Origin of the sequence: Acidovorax sp. 100, from assembly GCF_003688355.1 — a bacterium.
GTDB classification, from domain to species: Bacteria; Pseudomonadota; Gammaproteobacteria; order Burkholderiales; family Burkholderiaceae_C; genus Acidovorax; species Acidovorax delafieldii.
Genome location: NZ_REFD01000001.1, coordinates 4749713 through 4766214 on the forward strand (window position 1 = coordinate 4749713; position 16502 = coordinate 4766214).

Annotated in this window: 15 protein-coding genes and 1 pseudogene; 9 read left to right on the top strand and 7 right to left on the bottom strand. The window is 67.6% G+C overall.

Annotated features, from left to right (window positions below):
• The first annotated feature begins 12 nt into the window (after positions 1 to 12).
• From C8C96_RS21685 to C8C96_RS21715, 6 genes are all read left to right on the top strand, one after another.
• Positions 13 to 876: a creatininase family protein gene (locus C8C96_RS21685; RefSeq protein ID WP_121943612.1), complete on the top strand. Its 864-nt coding sequence runs from the start codon at positions 13 to 15 to the stop codon at positions 874 to 876.
• An 86-nt stretch (positions 877 to 962) separates the two neighbouring features.
• On the top strand, positions 963 to 1961 hold the full coding sequence (locus tag C8C96_RS21690; RefSeq protein ID WP_370107369.1) for an ABC transporter substrate-binding protein: 999 nt from the start codon (positions 963 to 965) through the stop codon (positions 1959 to 1961).
• A 197-nt stretch (positions 1962 to 2158) separates the two neighbouring features.
• On the top strand, positions 2159 to 2989 hold the full coding sequence (locus C8C96_RS21700; protein WP_121943614.1) for an ABC transporter ATP-binding protein: 831 nt from the start codon (positions 2159 to 2161) through the stop codon (positions 2987 to 2989).
• A complete protein-coding gene (locus C8C96_RS21705) occupies positions 2986 to 3906 on the top strand; it encodes an ABC transporter permease (RefSeq protein ID WP_370107371.1) in 921 nt (306 codons plus the stop codon). The genes C8C96_RS21700 and C8C96_RS21705 overlap by 4 nt, the downstream gene beginning before the upstream one ends.
• A 101-nt stretch (positions 3907 to 4007) precedes the next feature.
• Positions 4008 to 5393 carry an FAD-binding oxidoreductase gene (locus C8C96_RS21710; RefSeq protein ID WP_121943615.1) on the top strand — a complete coding sequence of 462 codons (1386 nt, stop codon included), beginning with the start codon at positions 4008 to 4010 and terminating at the stop codon, positions 5391 to 5393.
• A 92-nt stretch (positions 5394 to 5485) separates the two neighbouring features.
• Positions 5486 to 6322, top strand: a complete 837-nt coding sequence (locus C8C96_RS21715; RefSeq protein ID WP_121943616.1) for an urease accessory protein UreD — start codon at positions 5486 to 5488, stop codon at positions 6320 to 6322.
• 178 nt (positions 6323 to 6500) lie between these two features.
• Here C8C96_RS21715 and C8C96_RS21720 read toward each other — a convergent pair whose 3' ends face one another.
• Positions 6501 to 6842: a hypothetical protein gene (locus C8C96_RS21720; protein WP_233584288.1), complete on the bottom strand. Its 342-nt coding sequence runs from the start codon at positions 6840 to 6842 to the stop codon at positions 6501 to 6503.
• A gap of 83 nt (positions 6843 to 6925) precedes the next feature.
• Complete coding sequence (gene alaC, locus C8C96_RS21725) at positions 6926 to 8152, bottom strand: alanine transaminase (RefSeq protein ID WP_121943617.1); 1227 nt, start codon at positions 8150 to 8152, stop codon at positions 6926 to 6928.
• Positions 8153 to 8327: 175 nt separating this feature from the next.
• On the opposite strand from alaC, the gene C8C96_RS21730 reads away from it, so the two are divergent.
• Positions 8328 to 9074, top strand: a complete 747-nt coding sequence (locus C8C96_RS21730; RefSeq protein WP_121944137.1) for a haloacid dehalogenase type II — start codon at positions 8328 to 8330, stop codon at positions 9072 to 9074.
• Between the two features lie 28 nt (positions 9075 to 9102).
• On the opposite strand, the gene C8C96_RS21735 is transcribed toward C8C96_RS21730, so the two are convergent.
• Positions 9103 to 10185 carry an adenylate/guanylate cyclase domain-containing protein gene (locus tag C8C96_RS21735; protein ID WP_108498312.1) on the bottom strand — a complete coding sequence of 361 codons (1083 nt, stop codon included), beginning with the start codon at positions 10183 to 10185 and terminating at the stop codon, positions 9103 to 9105.
• A gap of 314 nt (positions 10186 to 10499) precedes the next feature.
• On the bottom strand, positions 10500 to 11288 hold the full coding sequence (locus tag C8C96_RS21740; protein ID WP_233584289.1) for a metallophosphoesterase: 789 nt from the start codon (positions 11286 to 11288) through the stop codon (positions 10500 to 10502).
• Between the two features lie 197 nt (positions 11289 to 11485).
• Between C8C96_RS21740 and C8C96_RS25455 the strand changes: the two genes are divergently transcribed.
• Positions 11486 to 12103: a hypothetical protein gene (locus C8C96_RS25455; RefSeq protein ID WP_370107404.1), complete on the top strand. Its 618-nt coding sequence runs from the start codon at positions 11486 to 11488 to the stop codon at positions 12101 to 12103.
• Here the strand turns inward: C8C96_RS25455 and C8C96_RS25460 are convergent.
• Positions 12049 to 12423 (bottom strand): annotated as a pseudogene (locus C8C96_RS25460) (diacylglycerol kinase family protein); the annotation flags it as partial. The gene C8C96_RS25455 and the pseudogene C8C96_RS25460 overlap by 55 nt on opposite strands.
• 312 nt (positions 12424 to 12735) lie before the next feature.
• Between C8C96_RS25460 and C8C96_RS21750 the strand changes: the two are divergent.
• Positions 12736 to 13587 carry a phosphatase PAP2 family protein gene (locus tag C8C96_RS21750; RefSeq protein WP_121943620.1) on the top strand — a complete coding sequence of 284 codons (852 nt, stop codon included), beginning with the start codon at positions 12736 to 12738 and terminating at the stop codon, positions 13585 to 13587.
• Positions 13588 to 13609: 22 nt separating this feature from the next.
• Here the strand turns inward: C8C96_RS21750 and C8C96_RS21755 are convergent, their stop codons facing one another.
• Positions 13610 to 15511 carry a CocE/NonD family hydrolase gene (locus C8C96_RS21755; protein WP_233584290.1) on the bottom strand — a complete coding sequence of 634 codons (1902 nt, stop codon included), beginning with the start codon at positions 15509 to 15511 and terminating at the stop codon, positions 13610 to 13612.
• A gap of 13 nt (positions 15512 to 15524) precedes the next feature.
• Positions 15525 to 16490 (bottom strand): tripartite tricarboxylate transporter substrate binding protein, encoded by a 966-nt coding sequence (locus C8C96_RS21760; protein WP_121944138.1) that lies wholly within the window; start codon positions 16488 to 16490, stop codon positions 15525 to 15527.
• Positions 16491 to 16502: the final 12 nt, after the last annotated feature.

Below are 16502 nucleotides of genomic sequence, written 5' to 3' on the forward strand. Positions count from 1 at the left end.
AAAGAACCACCGATGCTGCACGGCTACAACCCGCCCCACCGCTACCTGCCCTACCTGAGCTGGACCGAGATCGCCGACCTGCCGGACAAGGAGAACACCGTCATCGTGCTGCCCACGGGCGCCACCGAGCAGCACGGCCCGCACCTGCCCTGTGCGGTGGACACGGTGATCAGCGCGGGGGTGGTGGGCCATGCGCTGGCGCGCCTGCCGGCCGATGTGCCTGCGTTTGCGATGGCGCCGATCACCTACGGCAAGTCCGAAGAGCACCTGCACTTTCCCGGCACCGTCACGCTCAGCGGCGAGACCCTGCTGGCCACCATGAACGAGGTGGGCGAGTCGGTGTACCGCGCGGGCTTTCGCAAGCTGCTGTTCGTCAACGGCCACGGCGGCCAGCCGCAGGTGATGGAAATGTGCGCACGCGAGCTGCGCCTGCGCCATGGCGACTTCATTGTGGTGCCCAGCTTCACCTGGCGTGTGCCGCATGTGGCGGGCAAGTACCTGTCCGACACCGAAAAGAAACTGGCGATGCACGCAGGCCACGCCGAGACGGCGCTGATGCTGGCGCTGGCCCCCGACACCGTGCACATGGAGCGTGCGGTAGTCAACTACCCGCCCGTTTTTGACTCGCCCCTGCTCTCACCCGACGGCCGCCCGGCCTGCGCCTGGAGTGCACGCGACTTCGGCCCCAGCGGAATCATTGGCGACCCGCTGCCCGCCACGGCCGAACAAGGGCACGCCATCCTCGACTCGCTGGCCGTGAGCTGGGCCGCCGCCATTACCGAGCTGCACAAGCTGCAGTGGGCGCCACGCCCAGAGCCTACCTGGGGCCGCGCCAATCACACCGGGCACGTGGAGCACTCCAGCGCACTGGCCTGAAACCTGCAAACGCCACCGCAAAACCTTTCTGCCTTCCCCTTCGTTGTCCCTTCGTTCCACCTCCACCACCCTACCGGAGTACCACCATGATGAAGACCGCCTCCCACCTTTCCAAACTTGGTGCAGCCGCGCTGCTCGCTGTTGTTGCCGTCGGCACCATGCAGGCCCACGCGCAGGAAAAGTTCACCTACATGACCAACTGGTACGCGCAGGCCGAGCATGGCGGCTTCTACCAGGCGGTGGCTACGGGCCTGTACAAAAAGTACGGGCTGGATGTGACCATCAAGATGGGCGGCCCGCAGGTCAACATCGTGCAGATGATGGCTGCCGGCCAGGCCGAATGCGTGATGGGGTCGAGCGACCTGCAGATGATCCAGATGCGTGAAGGCGGCGTGCCCGTGGTCAATGTGGCGGCCGTATTCCAGAAGGACCCGCAGGTACTCATCGCACACGAGGACGTGAAGAAATTCGAAGACCTCAAGGGCAAGACCATCCTGATCGCCTCGTCGGCCCAGCGCGGCTACTGGCCCTGGCTCAAGGCCAAGTACGGCTTCACCGACTCACAGACGCGCCCCTACACCTTCAACATCCAGCCCTTCGTGGCCGACAAAAACGCCGCCCAGCAGGGCTACCTGACATCCGAGCCGTTTGCGATTGCCAAGGCGGGCGTCAAGGCCAACACGCTGATGTTCAGCGACCAAGGCTACCCAGCGTATGCCACCACCATCTCGTGCATGGAAAAGACGGTGAAGGACCGCAGCGCCGCTGTGGCCTCGTTCGTGAAGGCATCGATGGAAGGCTGGAAGAGTTACCTGGCCGACCCAGCCCCGGCCAACGCGCTCATCAAGAAGGACAACCCCAACATGACCGACGAGCAGCTCGCCTACAGCGTGGCCAAGCTCAAGGAAATGGGCATGGCCACGGGCGGCGATGCCACCACCATGGGCATCGGCATCATGACCGACGCACGCGCCAAGGCCAGCTACGACTTCCTGGTGGACGCCAAGCTCATCGACCCTGCCAAGGTGAAGCTGGCCGAGACCTACACCACGTCGTTCGTCAAAGACCTCAAGGTTCTTCCTTGATCCCCCCTGAGTCGCTTCGCGCCTTCCCCCAAGGGGGACAACGCCCTCGCTGCGGGGCGGCTCTTGCTCGGCGTTCGCTGGCTCGGGCCGCGCCAGTTTCCAGCGGCTGGCGCCAAGCCAAGCGCTACGACAGATAAGCCCCATCGCCCTGACACAGCGGCCAGCCTCCCCGGCCACATCCATCGAAAGGCACCACCATGTCCATTCCCGCTGCCTCGCCACCTCTGGCACCCGCGCCGCGCCCCACACCCGCCGTGGAGGTGCTCTCGGCCGAAAAAACCTACCCCAATGGCACCCAGGCCCTGCTGCCAGTAGACCTGACCATTGAGGAAGGCGAATTCGTCACCCTGCTCGGCCCCTCGGGCTGCGGCAAGAGCACGCTGCTGAAAATGGTGGCGGGCCTGCTGGAGCCCACCGACGGCCGCCTGCACCTGTGGCGCAAACCCGTGGCACAGCTGGACGAAAGCGGCAAGAAGATGGCGTTTGTCTTCCAGTCGCCCACGCTCATGCCCTGGGCCAGTGTGCAGACCAATGTGCGCCTGCCACTGGACCTGGCGGGCGTGCCGCGTGCAGAGGCCGATGCCCGCGTGACCGAGGCGCTGGCTCTGGTGGGGTTGTCGAAATTTGCCCATGCGCTGCCCCGCGCGCTGTCCGGCGGCATGCAGATGCGCGTGTCGATTGCGCGCGGCCTGGTCACCCAGCCCGACCTGCTGCTAATGGATGAGCCCTTTGGCGCACTCGACGAAATCACGCGCCACAAGCTCGACGCCGACCTGCTGGATCTGTGGCGCAAGAAGAAGCTCACTGTGATCTTTGTGACGCACTCGATCCACGAGGCGGTGTTCCTCTCCAGCCGCGTGGTCATGATGGCCGCGCGCCCCGGCCGCGTGGTCGAAGAGTTCTGCATCGACGCGCCCTACCCCCGCACGGCCGACTTCATGGTGTCGCCCGAATTCAGCCGCTACGCCAAGCTGCTGCAGGACAGCCTGCTTCGCGCCAGCGTGGACACCGAGGAGACCGTGGCATGAGCACCCCCTTCCCTTCCGCACCGATGGCGTCGCCCGTGGTCACCGCCCACCCCGCAGCCGCACCGCGATCAGCGCCTGCACCAGTCTCTGCCAAACCTGCCGCCAAGGCCACACCCAAACGCCCGCCGCTCATGGCCCAACCCCGCGTGCAGCGCGTGGTGTACCCCGTGCTGGTCGGCCTGGTGCTGATCGCGCTGTGGCAGGGGCTGGTCACGGCCATGGAGCTACCGCCCTACCTGGTGCCCTCACCGATCCTGATGATGAAGACGCTGTTCACCGACTGGGCCGCCCTGGGCGGCTCGCTGTGGGTCACCGTCAAGATCACGGTGCTGGCCTTTGTGGTGGCCACGGTGGCGGGCGTGCTGATCTCGTTCCTGTTTGTCCAGAGCAAACGCATCGAGACCGCGCTCTTCCCCTACGCCGTGCTGCTGCAGGTCACGCCCATCGTGGCCGTGGCACCGCTCATCATCATCTGGGTGAAGGACCCGATGGCCTCGATGGTGATCTGCGCCGCACTGGTGGCCCTGTTCCCCATCATCAGCAACACCACGCTGGGTTTGCGCAGTGTGGAGCCTGACCTGCAAAGCTACTTCCAGCTCAACCGCGCCACGCGGCTGCAGACCCTGCTGCGCCTGCGCATCCCGAGCGCGCTGCCCTACTTCTTTGGCGGGCTGCGCATTTCCAGCGGCCTGGCGCTCATCGGCGCCGTGGTGGCGGAGTTTGTGGCGGGCACCGGGGGCCAGGGTGCGGGGCTTGCGTACCAGATTTTGCAGGCGGGCTTCCAGCTCAACATCCCGCGCATGTTTGCTGCGCTGCTGCTGATCTCCCTCACCGGGGTCGCATTGTTCGTACTGATGGCGTGGCTGACGCGTGTCGCCCTGGGCGGCTGGCACGCCAGCGAAACGTCGCACGACTAGCCCTTTCAACCCCATCGCCAACACACCGCGCGCAGCCACTGGCGCGCGGCACGGGCTTCCTTTTGCCCAAAACGGCCACCAGCGGCCAAGGAGATACCGACATGACCACCACCGCCCATCAACTGCCCGACCTGCTGCCCGACCTCGACTGGATCGCCGACCCGCTGCGCGTGGGCCGCCTCTCACAGGACTTTGCCTGGTTCAGCCCCGTGCTTAAACGCGACCTGGCGGGCAAGCGCGGCGACATTGCCGTGCGCCCGCGCACCGAAGCAGAAATCCGCCAGGTGGTGGCCGCCTGCGCCAGTGCGGGCATTCCCCTCACCGTGCGCGGCAGCGGCACCGGCAACTACGGCCAGAGCACGCCACTGCACGGCGGCGTGATCCTGGACCTGTCGGGCTACAACGCCTTTGGCTGGGTGCGCGGCGGTGTGGGCCGCGCGCAGTCGGGCATCCGGCTGGCAGACTTTGACACACAGGCCAAGCCCCACGGGCAAGAGCTGCGCTGGCTGCCCAGCACCTACCGCAGCGCCACGCTGGGCGGGCTGTTTGGCGGCGGCTTTGGGGGCGCTGGCTCCATCAACCACGGCCCGCTGGCCGCGCCTGGCAACGTGCTGGCCGTGCGAGCGATGACGGTGGAGCCCGAGCCACAGGTCATCGAGTTGCGCGGCCCCGAGGCCATGCTGCTGCACCACACCTACGGCACCAACGGCATCGTTCTGGAGCTGGAAGTGGCCCTGACCCCTGCCGTGGACTGGACCGAATGCATCGCCACCTTCGAACAGTTCGACGCCGCGCTGGATTTTGCCGACCGCTTTGGCAGCGCCCCCGGGCTGGAGAAAAAAGAGGTGTGTTTTCTGGCGGCACCCATCCCGCAGTACTTCACCAGTCTGACAGAGCACCTGCCTGCCGACCAGCATGCGGTGCTGCTGCTGGTGGCCCCGCACTCCGAGGCCGGCATGCGCGACATGGTGGCCCAGCACGGCGGCCAGGTCACCTACCGCAAGACGGCCGACGAAGTGGCCAGCAGCCACAAGACGCTGCTCGAATACACCTGGAACCACACCACCCTGCACGCCCTCAAGGTGGACAAGGGCCTGACCTACATCCAGAGCGGCTTCAACCCCATGCACCGCCTCAAGCAGGTGAAGGCGCTGGAGGCCGCGCTGAAGGGCGAGGTGATGATGCACCTGGAGTTCTTGCGCACCAAGGAGGGCGCCTTCAACTGCAGCGGCCTGCAGATCATCCGCTACACCACCGAAGAGCGTCTGAACCAGATCATGCAGATCTACCGCGACCACGGCGTGCAGATCAACAACCCACATGTGTACATCGTGGAAGACGGCAAGCAGAACAACCTGGACCCGGCCGTGGTGGGCATGAAGCGCCGCTTCGACCCCCAGGGCCTGCTCAACCCGGGCAAGCTGCGCAGCTGGTACACGGCCGAACCCACAGCCCCCGTGCAGACACCTGTACGCCAAACAGCGTAGAGAAAACGGGTGGCGCGTGTCGCACCCACGGGCCTCTACCGCTTACCTGCAGGGCATAATCAGCTACTCATTTAGTAGCAAACCATCGAAACATGCCCTGGCACGCCCGCCTTCAGCTCGACTACACGGCAGAACATAGCGCCCGCACGGTAGCCCGCTACGAGCACAACGGGCCGCTGCGCATCCTGCAAAGCCTGTACCCCGAGGGCGACGCCATCTGCCACAACGTGCTGGTGCACCCGCCCGGCGGCCTGGTGGGCGGCGACACGCTGGACATCACCGCCACCGTGGGCCCTGGCGCCCATGGCCTGGTCACCACGCCCGGTGCCACGCGCTTCTACCGCTCCACTGGCCCGCTGGCGCTGCAGCGCAGCCACCTCACCCTTACCGAAGGCGCGCGCCTGGAGTGGCTGCCGCTGGAAGCCCTGTGCTACAGCGCCTGCCACGCTGAAAACCACCTCACGCTGAACCTCGCCCCCGGCGCCGAATGCATCGCCTGGGACGTGACCGCACTGGGCCTGCCGCACGCGGGCCAGCCGTTTGAACAAGGCCGCTTCACCCAGCACCTGGAAGTGCCCGGCCTGTGGCTGGAGCGCGGCGTCATCGACGCCGCCGACGACCGGCTGCTGAGCAGCCCCTTGGGCTTGGCGGGCCACCGCTGCATGGCCAGCATGTTCTTTGCCGCAGGCACCCCACTTGACCGGACGCGCCGCGACACCGCACTGGACGCGGCCCGTGCGGTGATGGATCAGCACCCCCTGGTCAAGGCCACCGCAGGCGCCACCAGCCCCAACGACCGCATGGTGGTGGTGCGCGTGCTGGCGCCGCAGGTGGAGCCCGCGATGAAACTGCTCAAGGCCGTGCGGGTGGCGTGGCGCCAGGCGATGTGGTCGCTGGAAGGGGAAGTACCCCGGATCTGGGCGATGTAAGGGGCCGATCAACACTGCCCTGCAGGAGGTCAGCGCTGCCCGGGATCCAGTGTGAGCCGGGAGGCCAGCAGGTCAGCTGTGTACCGCAGACGGCCGATGTCCACGTCGGCCTGCACGCCACGGCTGAAGCAGCACAACGTGCCATATATCTCACCGCCCGAAAGCCGCACCGGCGTGCTCAGATGCGTGCCGATGGGAAAGCCGGGGTTGGGTGCCCGGCGTCCTTGATCGCTTCGGGCAAGCGCCCCTCGATCACCCACTGACACCAGCTTTCCTCCACGGGATCCGATCTGCCCGGCTGCACTGCGGAAAAGTCTGCGGCGCTGTCCACCGCCTTAATGGTTCTGCGCCCCTCGGTGATCTGGGACACGAAGGCCACGTCCATGTTGAGGCGGGTGCGCAGCAGCTTCAGCACCTGCGGCACAGCCGCTGGCAGGTCGGGGTCGGCAGCGTCGCTGGTGGCCACCAGCAGTTCGGAAATGGTGACGTCGAGGTCGTCGGGGTTGTAGTCCAGAAACATGCGCCGCAGTCTACGCGGCGGCGCATGCCAATGCCGTAAGCAGTCGTTGCAACGGGTTTCAGCGCCGCCTTGCGGCGCCTTTCTCAGGCGGGTATCACCGGGGGCAGCTTCAACAACCCATCCGCCTTGAACATGGCGCGAATCCCCCGCACCGCCTGCCGAATCCGCGCCTCGTTCTCGATCAGCGCAAACCGCACGTACTCATCCCCCTGGTCGCCAAACCCGATGCCTGGCGACACACACACCTTGGCCTTGTCCAGCAGCTGCCGCGCAAACTCCAGCGAGCCCAGCGCGCGATACGGCTCGGGGATGCGGGCCCAGATGTACATGCTGGCCTTGGGGCAGTCCACGGCCCAGCCGGCTTCGGTGAGGCCCTTGTAGAGCACGTCGCGGCGGCGCTGGTACTGGGCGGCGATGTCTTTCACGCACTGCTGGTCGCCCTCCAGCGCGGCAATCGCAGCCACCTGCAGGGGCGTGAAGGTGCCGTAGTCGTGGTAGCTCTTGATGCGGGCGAGCGCGGCCACCAGGTCGGGGTTGCCCACCATGAAGCCCACGCGCCAGCCGGCCATGTTGTAGCTTTTGCTGAGGGTGAAGAACTCCACCGCCACGTCCTTGGCGCCGGGCACTTCCATGATGCTGGGGGCGCGGTAGCCGTCGTACACGATGTCGGCATAGGCCAGGTCGTGCACCACCAGGATGTCGTGCTTCTTGGCCAGGGCAATCACGCGCTCGAAGAAGCCCAGGTCCACGCACTGCGCGGTGGGGTTGCTGGGGAAGCCGAAGATCATCATCTTGGGCTTGGGGTAGCTGCCGCGGATGGCCTTTTCCAGCTCGGCAAAAAAGTCCACATCGGGCGCCACGGGCACGCTGCGGATGTCGGCACCGGCAATCACCGCACCGTAGATGTGGATGGGGTAGCTGGGGTCGGGCACCAGCACGGTGTCGCCCCGGTCCAGCGTGGCCAGCATCAGGTGGGCCAGGCCCTCCTTGGAGCCGATGGTGACGATGGCCTCGGTGTCGGGGTTGATGTCCACCGCGTAGCGGTCCTTGTACCAGTGGCTGATGGCGCGGCGCAGGCGCGGGATGCCTTTGCTGGCGCTGTAGCCGTGGGTATCGGGCCGCTGGGCCACTTCGGTGAGCTTGGCGACGATGTGCGGTGGCGTGGCCCCGTCGGGGTTGCCCATGCTCATGTCGATGATGTCTTCGCCCCGGCGGCGGGCGGCGAGCTTGAGCTCGGCCGTGATGTTGAAGACGTAGGGAGGGAGGCGATCGATGCGCGCAAAACGGCGCTTGCCCTGCGATGCAGACATGCGGTGTGACTTTCACGTAAGCGCCCGGAACCGTCCGAGCGACGTGGCTGACAGAAAGGCCAGCCCGCAGCCAATGTAGCGCAAGCTGCGGGCAACACTCCAGCCCTTTGTGCGCAGTGTGGCGGCAATGCCGCAGTGGGGACGAGGGCTGGCCGCCGCCATCTACGATGGGCGCATGAACACCCTCCCATCCACAAACCCCGCTGCCCTGCCTGCCGACCATCCCTTTGCCCAGGTGCAGGTGCTGGCCTTCGACATCTTTGGCACCGTGGTGGACTGGCACGGCAGCATTGCGCGCGAGGTGCGGGCACTCTATCCCCAGGTGGATGCCGATGCGTTTGCACTGGCGTGGCGCGCGGGCTACCAGCCCGCCATGGCGCGGGTGATGCGCGGCGAACAGGGCTGGACGCTGATCGATGCCCTGCACCGGCAGATCCTGGACGAGATCCTTCCGCGCTTTGGGCTGGCACACCTGGGCGATGCCGAGCGCCACCACCTCAACCGCGCGTGGCACCGGCTCCATGCCTGGCCCGACAGCGTGCAGGGGCTGACGCGGCTCAAACAGCGCTACACCATCACCACGCTATCGAACGGCAACATCGGCCTGCTGACCAACATGGCCAAGCGCGCCGGGTTGCCCTGGGACTGTGTGTTGAGCGCCGAGGTGTTCAAGGCCTACAAGCCGCATCCCGACACCTACCTGGGCGTGGCGCGGGTGTTTGACCTGCCACCACAGCAGGTGGCGCTGGTGGCGGCGCACCACGACGACCTGGCCGCTGCGCGGGGCTGTGGCCTGCGCACGGCGTACATCGAACGGCCACACGAGTTTGGCGTGGCACAGCCCAAAGACGTGTCGCCGCAGCCCGGCAATGACTTGCACGCCAAGGACCTGGCCGATCTCGCCAGCATGCTGGGATGCTGAACGGCCAGCGGTGCGGTGTGCGCGCGCGTCAGTGCGCCACCAGCAGCTGCACAAACATCTGCACCTTGGCGCGGCACTCGGCACTGATGGAGGTGAACTCCAGCCCGGCCACCCATTCGTCGCCCTCTTGCTTGAGGGTGATGACCCGCGCATACACATCGGCCACGCGGTAGTCCACCAGCGGCAGCTCGAACTCCAGCTTGATCTCGCTGTGGGGTTCCAGTGGCTCGATCAGCTCGACCAGCAGGCCGTGGTAGCCAATGTCGCGGATGGCGCCGTGCACGATGTGGGGCACCACGATCTTGTCCTGCATGCGCTGGCACAGGCAGGGCAGGCGCGCGTCCACACGGTGGCTGCGGCGGAACTCCTGGCGGGGCACCTTGAGCTTGTGCGACGGGATGGCGATCAGCTCACGCAGGCTGACGGGCTGCGTGCGCCCCTTGACGAACACCTGCATGGGCGCAGACGCCGACACCAGCCCCCAGCAGCGCTGGTAGGTGGAGTCGCTGATGAGCACCTGGCCCCGCAGGCTCAGCGCCTCGATGCGCGACGCCAGGTTCACGGCCTCGCCGATCACCGTGTATTCGGAATACACATCCGAGCCAAAGCGCCCGGCCATCACCGTGCCCGTGTTCACGCCAATGCCCAGAAACACCTCCGGCAGGCGCTCGGTCAGGTGGGCCAGGTTCAGCTCGCGCATGGCGATCTGCATCTCCACCGCACACAGCAGCGCGCGGTCCACATCGTCGTCGCGGGCTACCGGGGCGCCGAACAGCACCATGATCGAGTCGCCCATGAATTTGTCGATGGTGCCCTGGTACTTGAACACCACCTCCGACAGCCGTGCCAGGCAGCGGTTGAGCGCCGCAATGACCACCGACGCGGGCTGTGAGCCCGACAGCGCAGTGAACCCGCGCAGGTCGGCCAGCAGGATGGTGACCTCGCGTGGCGCCACCTCCAGGCCGGTGGCGGCAGCACCTTCGGGGTTTTCCATGCCGTGCAGGATGCCCGCCATCTCGGCCTGCGCCGCCTCGCCCAGGGGCTTGCCGGTTTCGCGTTCGATCAGCGCCTGCAGGCGGCGCACGGCGTCGTGGTGGAATTCTTTGTGCATGGAGGTCTGGGGCGTGGAGCGGCCGGGTTTTTGTGGGTGGGGGTAAGAACCTGTTCAGGTTCTAAAGGCAATGCCTGCCATTCACCACCCAGAATAGGCGCCGCCCCACGGCTGGTCAACCGGTGAAAACACCTCGGGCAAAGCAGCAACAGCGAGGTCGGCGGCACCTGCACGCTATCAGAAAACCGGTGTGGGGCGTGCCAGCAGCGCCGCGGCGCTTCCCGGTAGAAAAATTGGGTCTTTCTGGCTTGCAGCGCTACATCCATATGCATCAAATGCTATCAACAACATAGCAATTGATGCGTCTTCCGCCGTCACCTGGCAGCTACCCGGTCCACACACACAAACTCGCCCACCGCGCCGTCATAGTCCCACCGTGCTGCCACCCTCGCCTGGCCGTCTGGCGCAGCGCCCGATGCCTCGGTGCTGAGCACCACCAGGCTGTTGGGGCTACCGTGCCGCAGGCGGTGCGACACCGCCGTGCCCGCGCTGCTGGCCCACAGCCCCGGTACCGGCTGCAACAGGCGCGGCTGGTGCACGTGGCCGGACAGCAGCATTTGCGCACCGGCAATGCGCCAGCGCTCCACGGCTTCGTCTGCGCGGTGGGGTCGGTGGTCGCGGTCCTCGGCGTCGCGCGCCACCAGGGGGTGGTGGCTGGCCACAATGCGCCATACACCCGGGGGTGCACGCGCCAGCAGCAGCGCCACATGCTCGATCTGGGCAGACGACAGGCTGCCGCGTTCGTGCCGCCAGGCACGCGTGGTGTTCACGCCCACCACGTAGAACGCTCCCATCTGCCGCACGGGCTCCTGGTCCATGCCGAACTGTTCGGAGAACCTTTCGTACGAACGGCCCCAGCGCATCCACCACGCAAACAGGGGCAGGTCGTGGTTGCCCGCCAGCACCAGGGTGCTGCGCGCATGCAGGCCCTGCACAAACCGCGCGGCCTGCTCAAACTGCTCGGCCGTGGCGCGCTGCGTGAGGTCTCCCGACACCACCACCATTGCCACCCCCAGGCGTTGCGCCAGCCGCTGCACAGCAGCACACACCAACGGGTCGTGCGCACCGAAGTGCAAGTCCGACAGGTGCATCAGAACAGTCATGGCAGGTGGTCGCAGGCAGTGGGCTGGCGCACGGGGGGCCCCATCATGCGGGCAGCAAGCCGGGGGCGGGGGTAATGCCGGGCGCAGGCGTGTCGGTTGCGGAGGCTGCGAAAGCGGTCTCTTCTGGTGGCGGGGTCTGCGCTGCGCCATCGCGCACCAGCGGGCTCGGTGTCACCAGCCACAGCGGCCGCGCACTGATGCGGAAATGCAGGGGCGGCGCCATCCACTCCCGCTCGCCGTCAAACGCCACCTTGACCTGCGGGGGCCGCCAGCTGGCGGGCGCCACGGTCAGCTCGGCACACGCCATGCTGACCACCGCGTTGTCCTTGTCGAGCTGGCCGGTGGCCGCGTTCCACACGGTGCGGGCGATGGCCCAGCGCCCCTGGGGCTTGAGCATCACCACGGCCAAGTGCCCGCCGTCTGCCACCTTCTGCGCCTGCGGCAGGCCCATGCGGTCCAGCTGCAAGGGGTTATTGCCCACAAACAGGGTGGTGACCAGATGCTCCTCCTGCTGCGCCTCGGCGCCCTGGTGCGTCTTCATCACCACGCGCCAGCGGCGGCCCGATGCGGGACGAAACAGGCTCCACACCGCCGCCGCTATGGCCACCCAGCGCTTGCGTCCAAAGCGGCGCGATGCCATCTCGCGGTCGGCCAGCATCTTGGGGTACAGGCCCACGCTGGCGTTGACCACAAACATGCGGCGGTTCACAAAACCCACCTGCACCGGCCGCAGGTCCCCAGCATGCAGCGCCTGCAGCAGGTCCTGCACGGCGGTCTCGGGGTCCAGCGCCAGACCGTGCTCGCGGCTGAAATAGTTGAAGGTGCCCATGGGCACGACCCCCAGCGGCACCCCGGCGCGCAGCGCGGCCGACGCCACCGCGTTGATGGTGCCGTCCCCCCCGGCGGCCACCACCAGTCCGCCATCGTCCTGCGCGGCCTGGGCGGCTTGCTCGGCCAGCTGCACGATGTCGGCACGCCGGTCAGGCACGTGCCACACCACGTCGTGCGCCTGTAGGGCAGGCACACCTTCGAGCTTGGCGCGCAGCAGGTCGAGGTCGGCACCTGGCCGCCGTGGCACCACCAGATGGATGGGGCCACGGGGCTGAGGAGGGAGGGTGTGTTCCGAAGGTGTCATTCAAAAACTCTGCAACAAACAAGAGCAACCCCACACCGCGCTGAGCCAATCGCAGCGACCGGGCGAGCCCGCAGGCCCACACCACACCATGAGCGCCAACACGGATTGCAGGGCACTCCATGGTGACAAACGGTTGTGCCCCGCGCAGCCGGTAGCCACGCCTACCCTTTGTCAGCCGGCTCCGACAGCGGCAGTGACGATGCAATACACCCACCACGCAACGGGATGCTGGGAACTTCGGTACAACCCACGGCTTCTCTCCAGGGGCCGCCCGAACTGCGGGTGCATCCAAAGAAAGGACCCACTATCTCCATGACCACAACCTCCAGTGCTTTGGCCGCCACCGACATCGGCGCCCTGCTGGCGCAACACCCCCTGGGCTGGTGGATGGCTGGCGTGCTGTCGTTTGCCCTGCTGGGTAGCGTCGCCTTGACCGGCTTGCGCCGCCTGCGACAACACGCAGGCGCCCCGCTGGGCCGCATGTTTCCGGCGCAAGCGCGCTGGGTGTTGGTGGCCGCCATGGCCGCCTCGGCCTGCACGCTGGCTCTGGCAGGTGCCGCGCTGGCAGAGCTGGCCGAAAGCGGGCGCGCCCCGGGCACCTGGGGCGCACTGGACGACGCACTGGCCGCAGGCCTGCAAGCACAGGCATCCGCCGCCGTGCTGCAATGGTTTGCCACCCTCACCCACCTGGGCGACACCTGGGTGCTGACCGCGCTGGCGCTGGGCGTGGCCGCCCTGCTGTGGCTGCGCCGGCACCGCCTGCTGGCCACCGGCTGGCTGGTGGCCATGGCGGGCAACGGCGCGTTGACCAAGGTGCTGAAGCGTCTGTTCGAGCGCGTGCGGCCCGACCACACGCACGGCATCGCCGAGGCCAGCGGCTACAGCTTTCCCAGTGGGCACAGCAGCGCATCGATGGTGGCCTACGCCATGCTGGCCTACCTGGCCACGCGGCTATTGCCCCGCGCCTGGCACCTGCCTGCGGTGGTGCTGGCCGGCGCGCTGATCTTCACCACCGGCTGGAGCCGCGTGGTGCTACACGTGCATTACGCCAGTGATGTGCTGGCAGGCTGGCTGCTGGGCAGCACGTGGATGGTGTGCACGGTGCTGATCATGGAGAGTGTGTCGCGCTGGCGCGGCGCTGCGCCCCCGGCGACGTGCCGCTGAGCCGCCGCCCGGGCGCCCCGGTTCACCGCGCGGGGGACTCCTCGGCAGACGCCATGGGCTGCATCGGCAAGACCACACAGGACGCACGCCCCGGCCCCATGTGCACGGTGTTGAACGCCACCACCCGTGGCCCCGCACTGCCCTCCGGAGCGCCGGTGTTGGGGTTGACGTCGAACCGCGGGAAGTTGCTGCTCGAGATGTCGAGCCGTATCCGATGGCCTCGGCGGAAGAGGTTGGACGTGGGCATGGGCTCGATGGTGATCTCCACCACCTCGCCAGGCGCCATCAGCCCCGGCTGCTCCCACGAGTCGCGGTAGCGGCAGCGCAGGATGCCGTCGGTCAGGTTCATCGCATACCCCTCGGGGTAGTCCTCGCTGGGCGGGTACTGGTCGATCAGCTTGGCCGTGAAGTCGGTGTCGGGTGCGGTGGACGACACCCACAGCGCGATGGTCACCGGCCCGGTGATCTCCACATCGCTGTCGAGCGGCGGCGTCTGGAACACCAGCACGTCGTCCCGGCCGGCCAGCGGCCCGAACGGCGCCTGCGCACCGAACAACCCGTCGTGCGTGCGCTGGTCGTAGGCACCGGCCACCATCAGCGGTTCGCCCGAGGTGACGGAGCCCCCGACGGTGGGCACCGGCCTTGCGGGGTCGAAGCAAAAACCGGCCTGGGCCTCGGCCTGCGGTACGGACTGCGACAGCAGCCCGCCCGGTGCGAGGTACCAGGGCACCAGAGTGGTCGCCGGCACGGGCCAGCGGGCCGCGCTGCGCCAGGCCCCGCCGTGGTCGAGCCGGCCTTGCGGCGTGCGCCGCCCGGAGCCCCCACCCATGCGGAAATAGCGCACGGCATCGTCCTGGCCCTCGGGCAGCGGCTGCCCGCGCAGCCAGTGGTTGAACCACGCGAGCCGCATGTGCACGTAGTCGGGTGCAAGCGTGCCATCCAGCACCGCATCGCGGCCGAAGTCCACATCGCCCGCGTACGGCACGCTGCGCTCGCCATGCGTCCAGGGGCCCAGCACCATGCGCACGTCGCCCTGCCCGCGCTGCGAGAGCCCGAGGTAGTTGTCGGTGGTGGTCTGCGCATACGGGTCCCACCAGCCGCACATCAGCATCACGGCCACGCCTTCGAAGGCGCCGTAGTGGCCTGCCGCATACAGCTCGGGCTGGCGCCAGTGGTCGTCGAAGCTGCCGCGCTCCCATTGGCCGAAGAGATAGTCCTCGTACTCGGGAGCCCACTGCAGCGGCGAATCGCCGCGCGTCCAAGGCAGGCGCAAGAACCATTCGCCGATGTCTGCCTGGTCGAGCGCCTGGCGTGCGGCGTCGCTCAGGCTGTTGCTGCCGCTGCGCGCATTGCGCAGGGCCCACACGGCCTGCTTGAGCTCGAAAGCACCCCCATGGCGGATGCCGCCCCGGTAGGCATTGGCAAAGCCGCCGCATTCGAGAAACATGGCCTTGAGCCCGGCGGGCCGCTGGCTGGCCAGCGCCGTCTGAGTGTGTGCCGCGTACGACAGGCCGTAGGTGCCCACGGAGCCGTTGCACCAGGGCTGCGCCACGATCCAGGCCATGGTGTCGGCGCCGTCGTGGGCCTCGCCCAGGTACTTGGTGAACTGCCCCTCGGAGTCGAAGCGGCCCCGGCAGTCCTGCACCGCCACCGCGTAGCCCTCGCGGGCAAACCGCTCGGCCACCTCGCCGCGCCGCAGGGGTGCGGGATTGGCGGCGGTGCGCTCGCGCCGGGTGGGTTCGTCTTTGCCGTAGGGTGTGCGCTCCAGCAGCACCGGCAGGGGGCCGGTGTGGCCGGCCGGCAGATACACATCGGTGGCCAAGTGCACGCCGTCGCGCATGGGCACCCGGCAGGTGTGCCGCATCACCCCGCCCACACCGGCCGGGGCGGCGGACGGCGCCATTGGATTCATCATCGTGGTCATGGAAGGTCCTGCCTCAGTCGAGCTTGAGGTTGCGGTCCTTGACCAGCTTGGCCCAGCGCGCCGTGTCTTCCTGGATGAAGCGGCCGAGCTCCTGCGGCGTGGTGGGTGCGGGCTCCGCACCCTGCGCCACCAGCGAGGCGGTCACTTCCGGGTCGGCCAGCGATGCGCGCAGCACCTTGCTGATTTTTTGCACCGCATCCGCCGGAGTGCCGGTGGGCGCGAACAGGGCGTACCAGATGTCGTACTCGAAGTCCTTGAGCCCCGCCTCGGCCATGGTCGGCACCTGCGGGAAGGCGCGCGAGCGCTTGGCGCTGGCCACCGCCAGCGGCACCAGCTTGCCCGCCTTGATATGCGCAGCCACGCTGGGCACCGCATTGATGCCCAGCTGCACATGCCCGCCCGCCAGCTCGTTCACCGCCGGGCCGCCGCCCTTGTACGGGATCTGCACCATGCGCGTGCCGGTGGCCGCCTGGAACATCTCCATCGACAAATGCCCCGGGCTGCCGTTGCCGCTGGTGCTGTAGTTCAGGCCGCCGGGGTTCTTGCGCGCCAGCTCGATAAGCTCCTGCACCGTGCGAACCTGCAGGCTTGGGTGTGTGGTGAGGATGGGCACGTTGACCACCACCCGCCCCACCGGCACGAAGTCGCGCGACGGGTTGTATGTGAGCTTGCTGGACAGCAGCGGCGCCGTCACCATGCCGGAACCTGCGCCCATCAGCAGCGTATACCCGTCGGCTGGCGCCGAGGAGACCGCCTGGAAGCCGTGCGCACCGGGCCGGTTGTCGATGACGACAGGCTGCCGCCACTGGTCCGACATCTTGCGTGCCACCACACGCATGGCCGTGTCCGCAGCTGCCCCTGCCGGAAACGGAATCACGATGCGCACGGGCTTCTCGGGGAACTCGGCCGCGCCCGCGATCAGCGGGTGGCACAGCATGAATGAACACAACAGCGCGAGCGTTTGCGGAATGCGGGACATCCAGGGAATCAT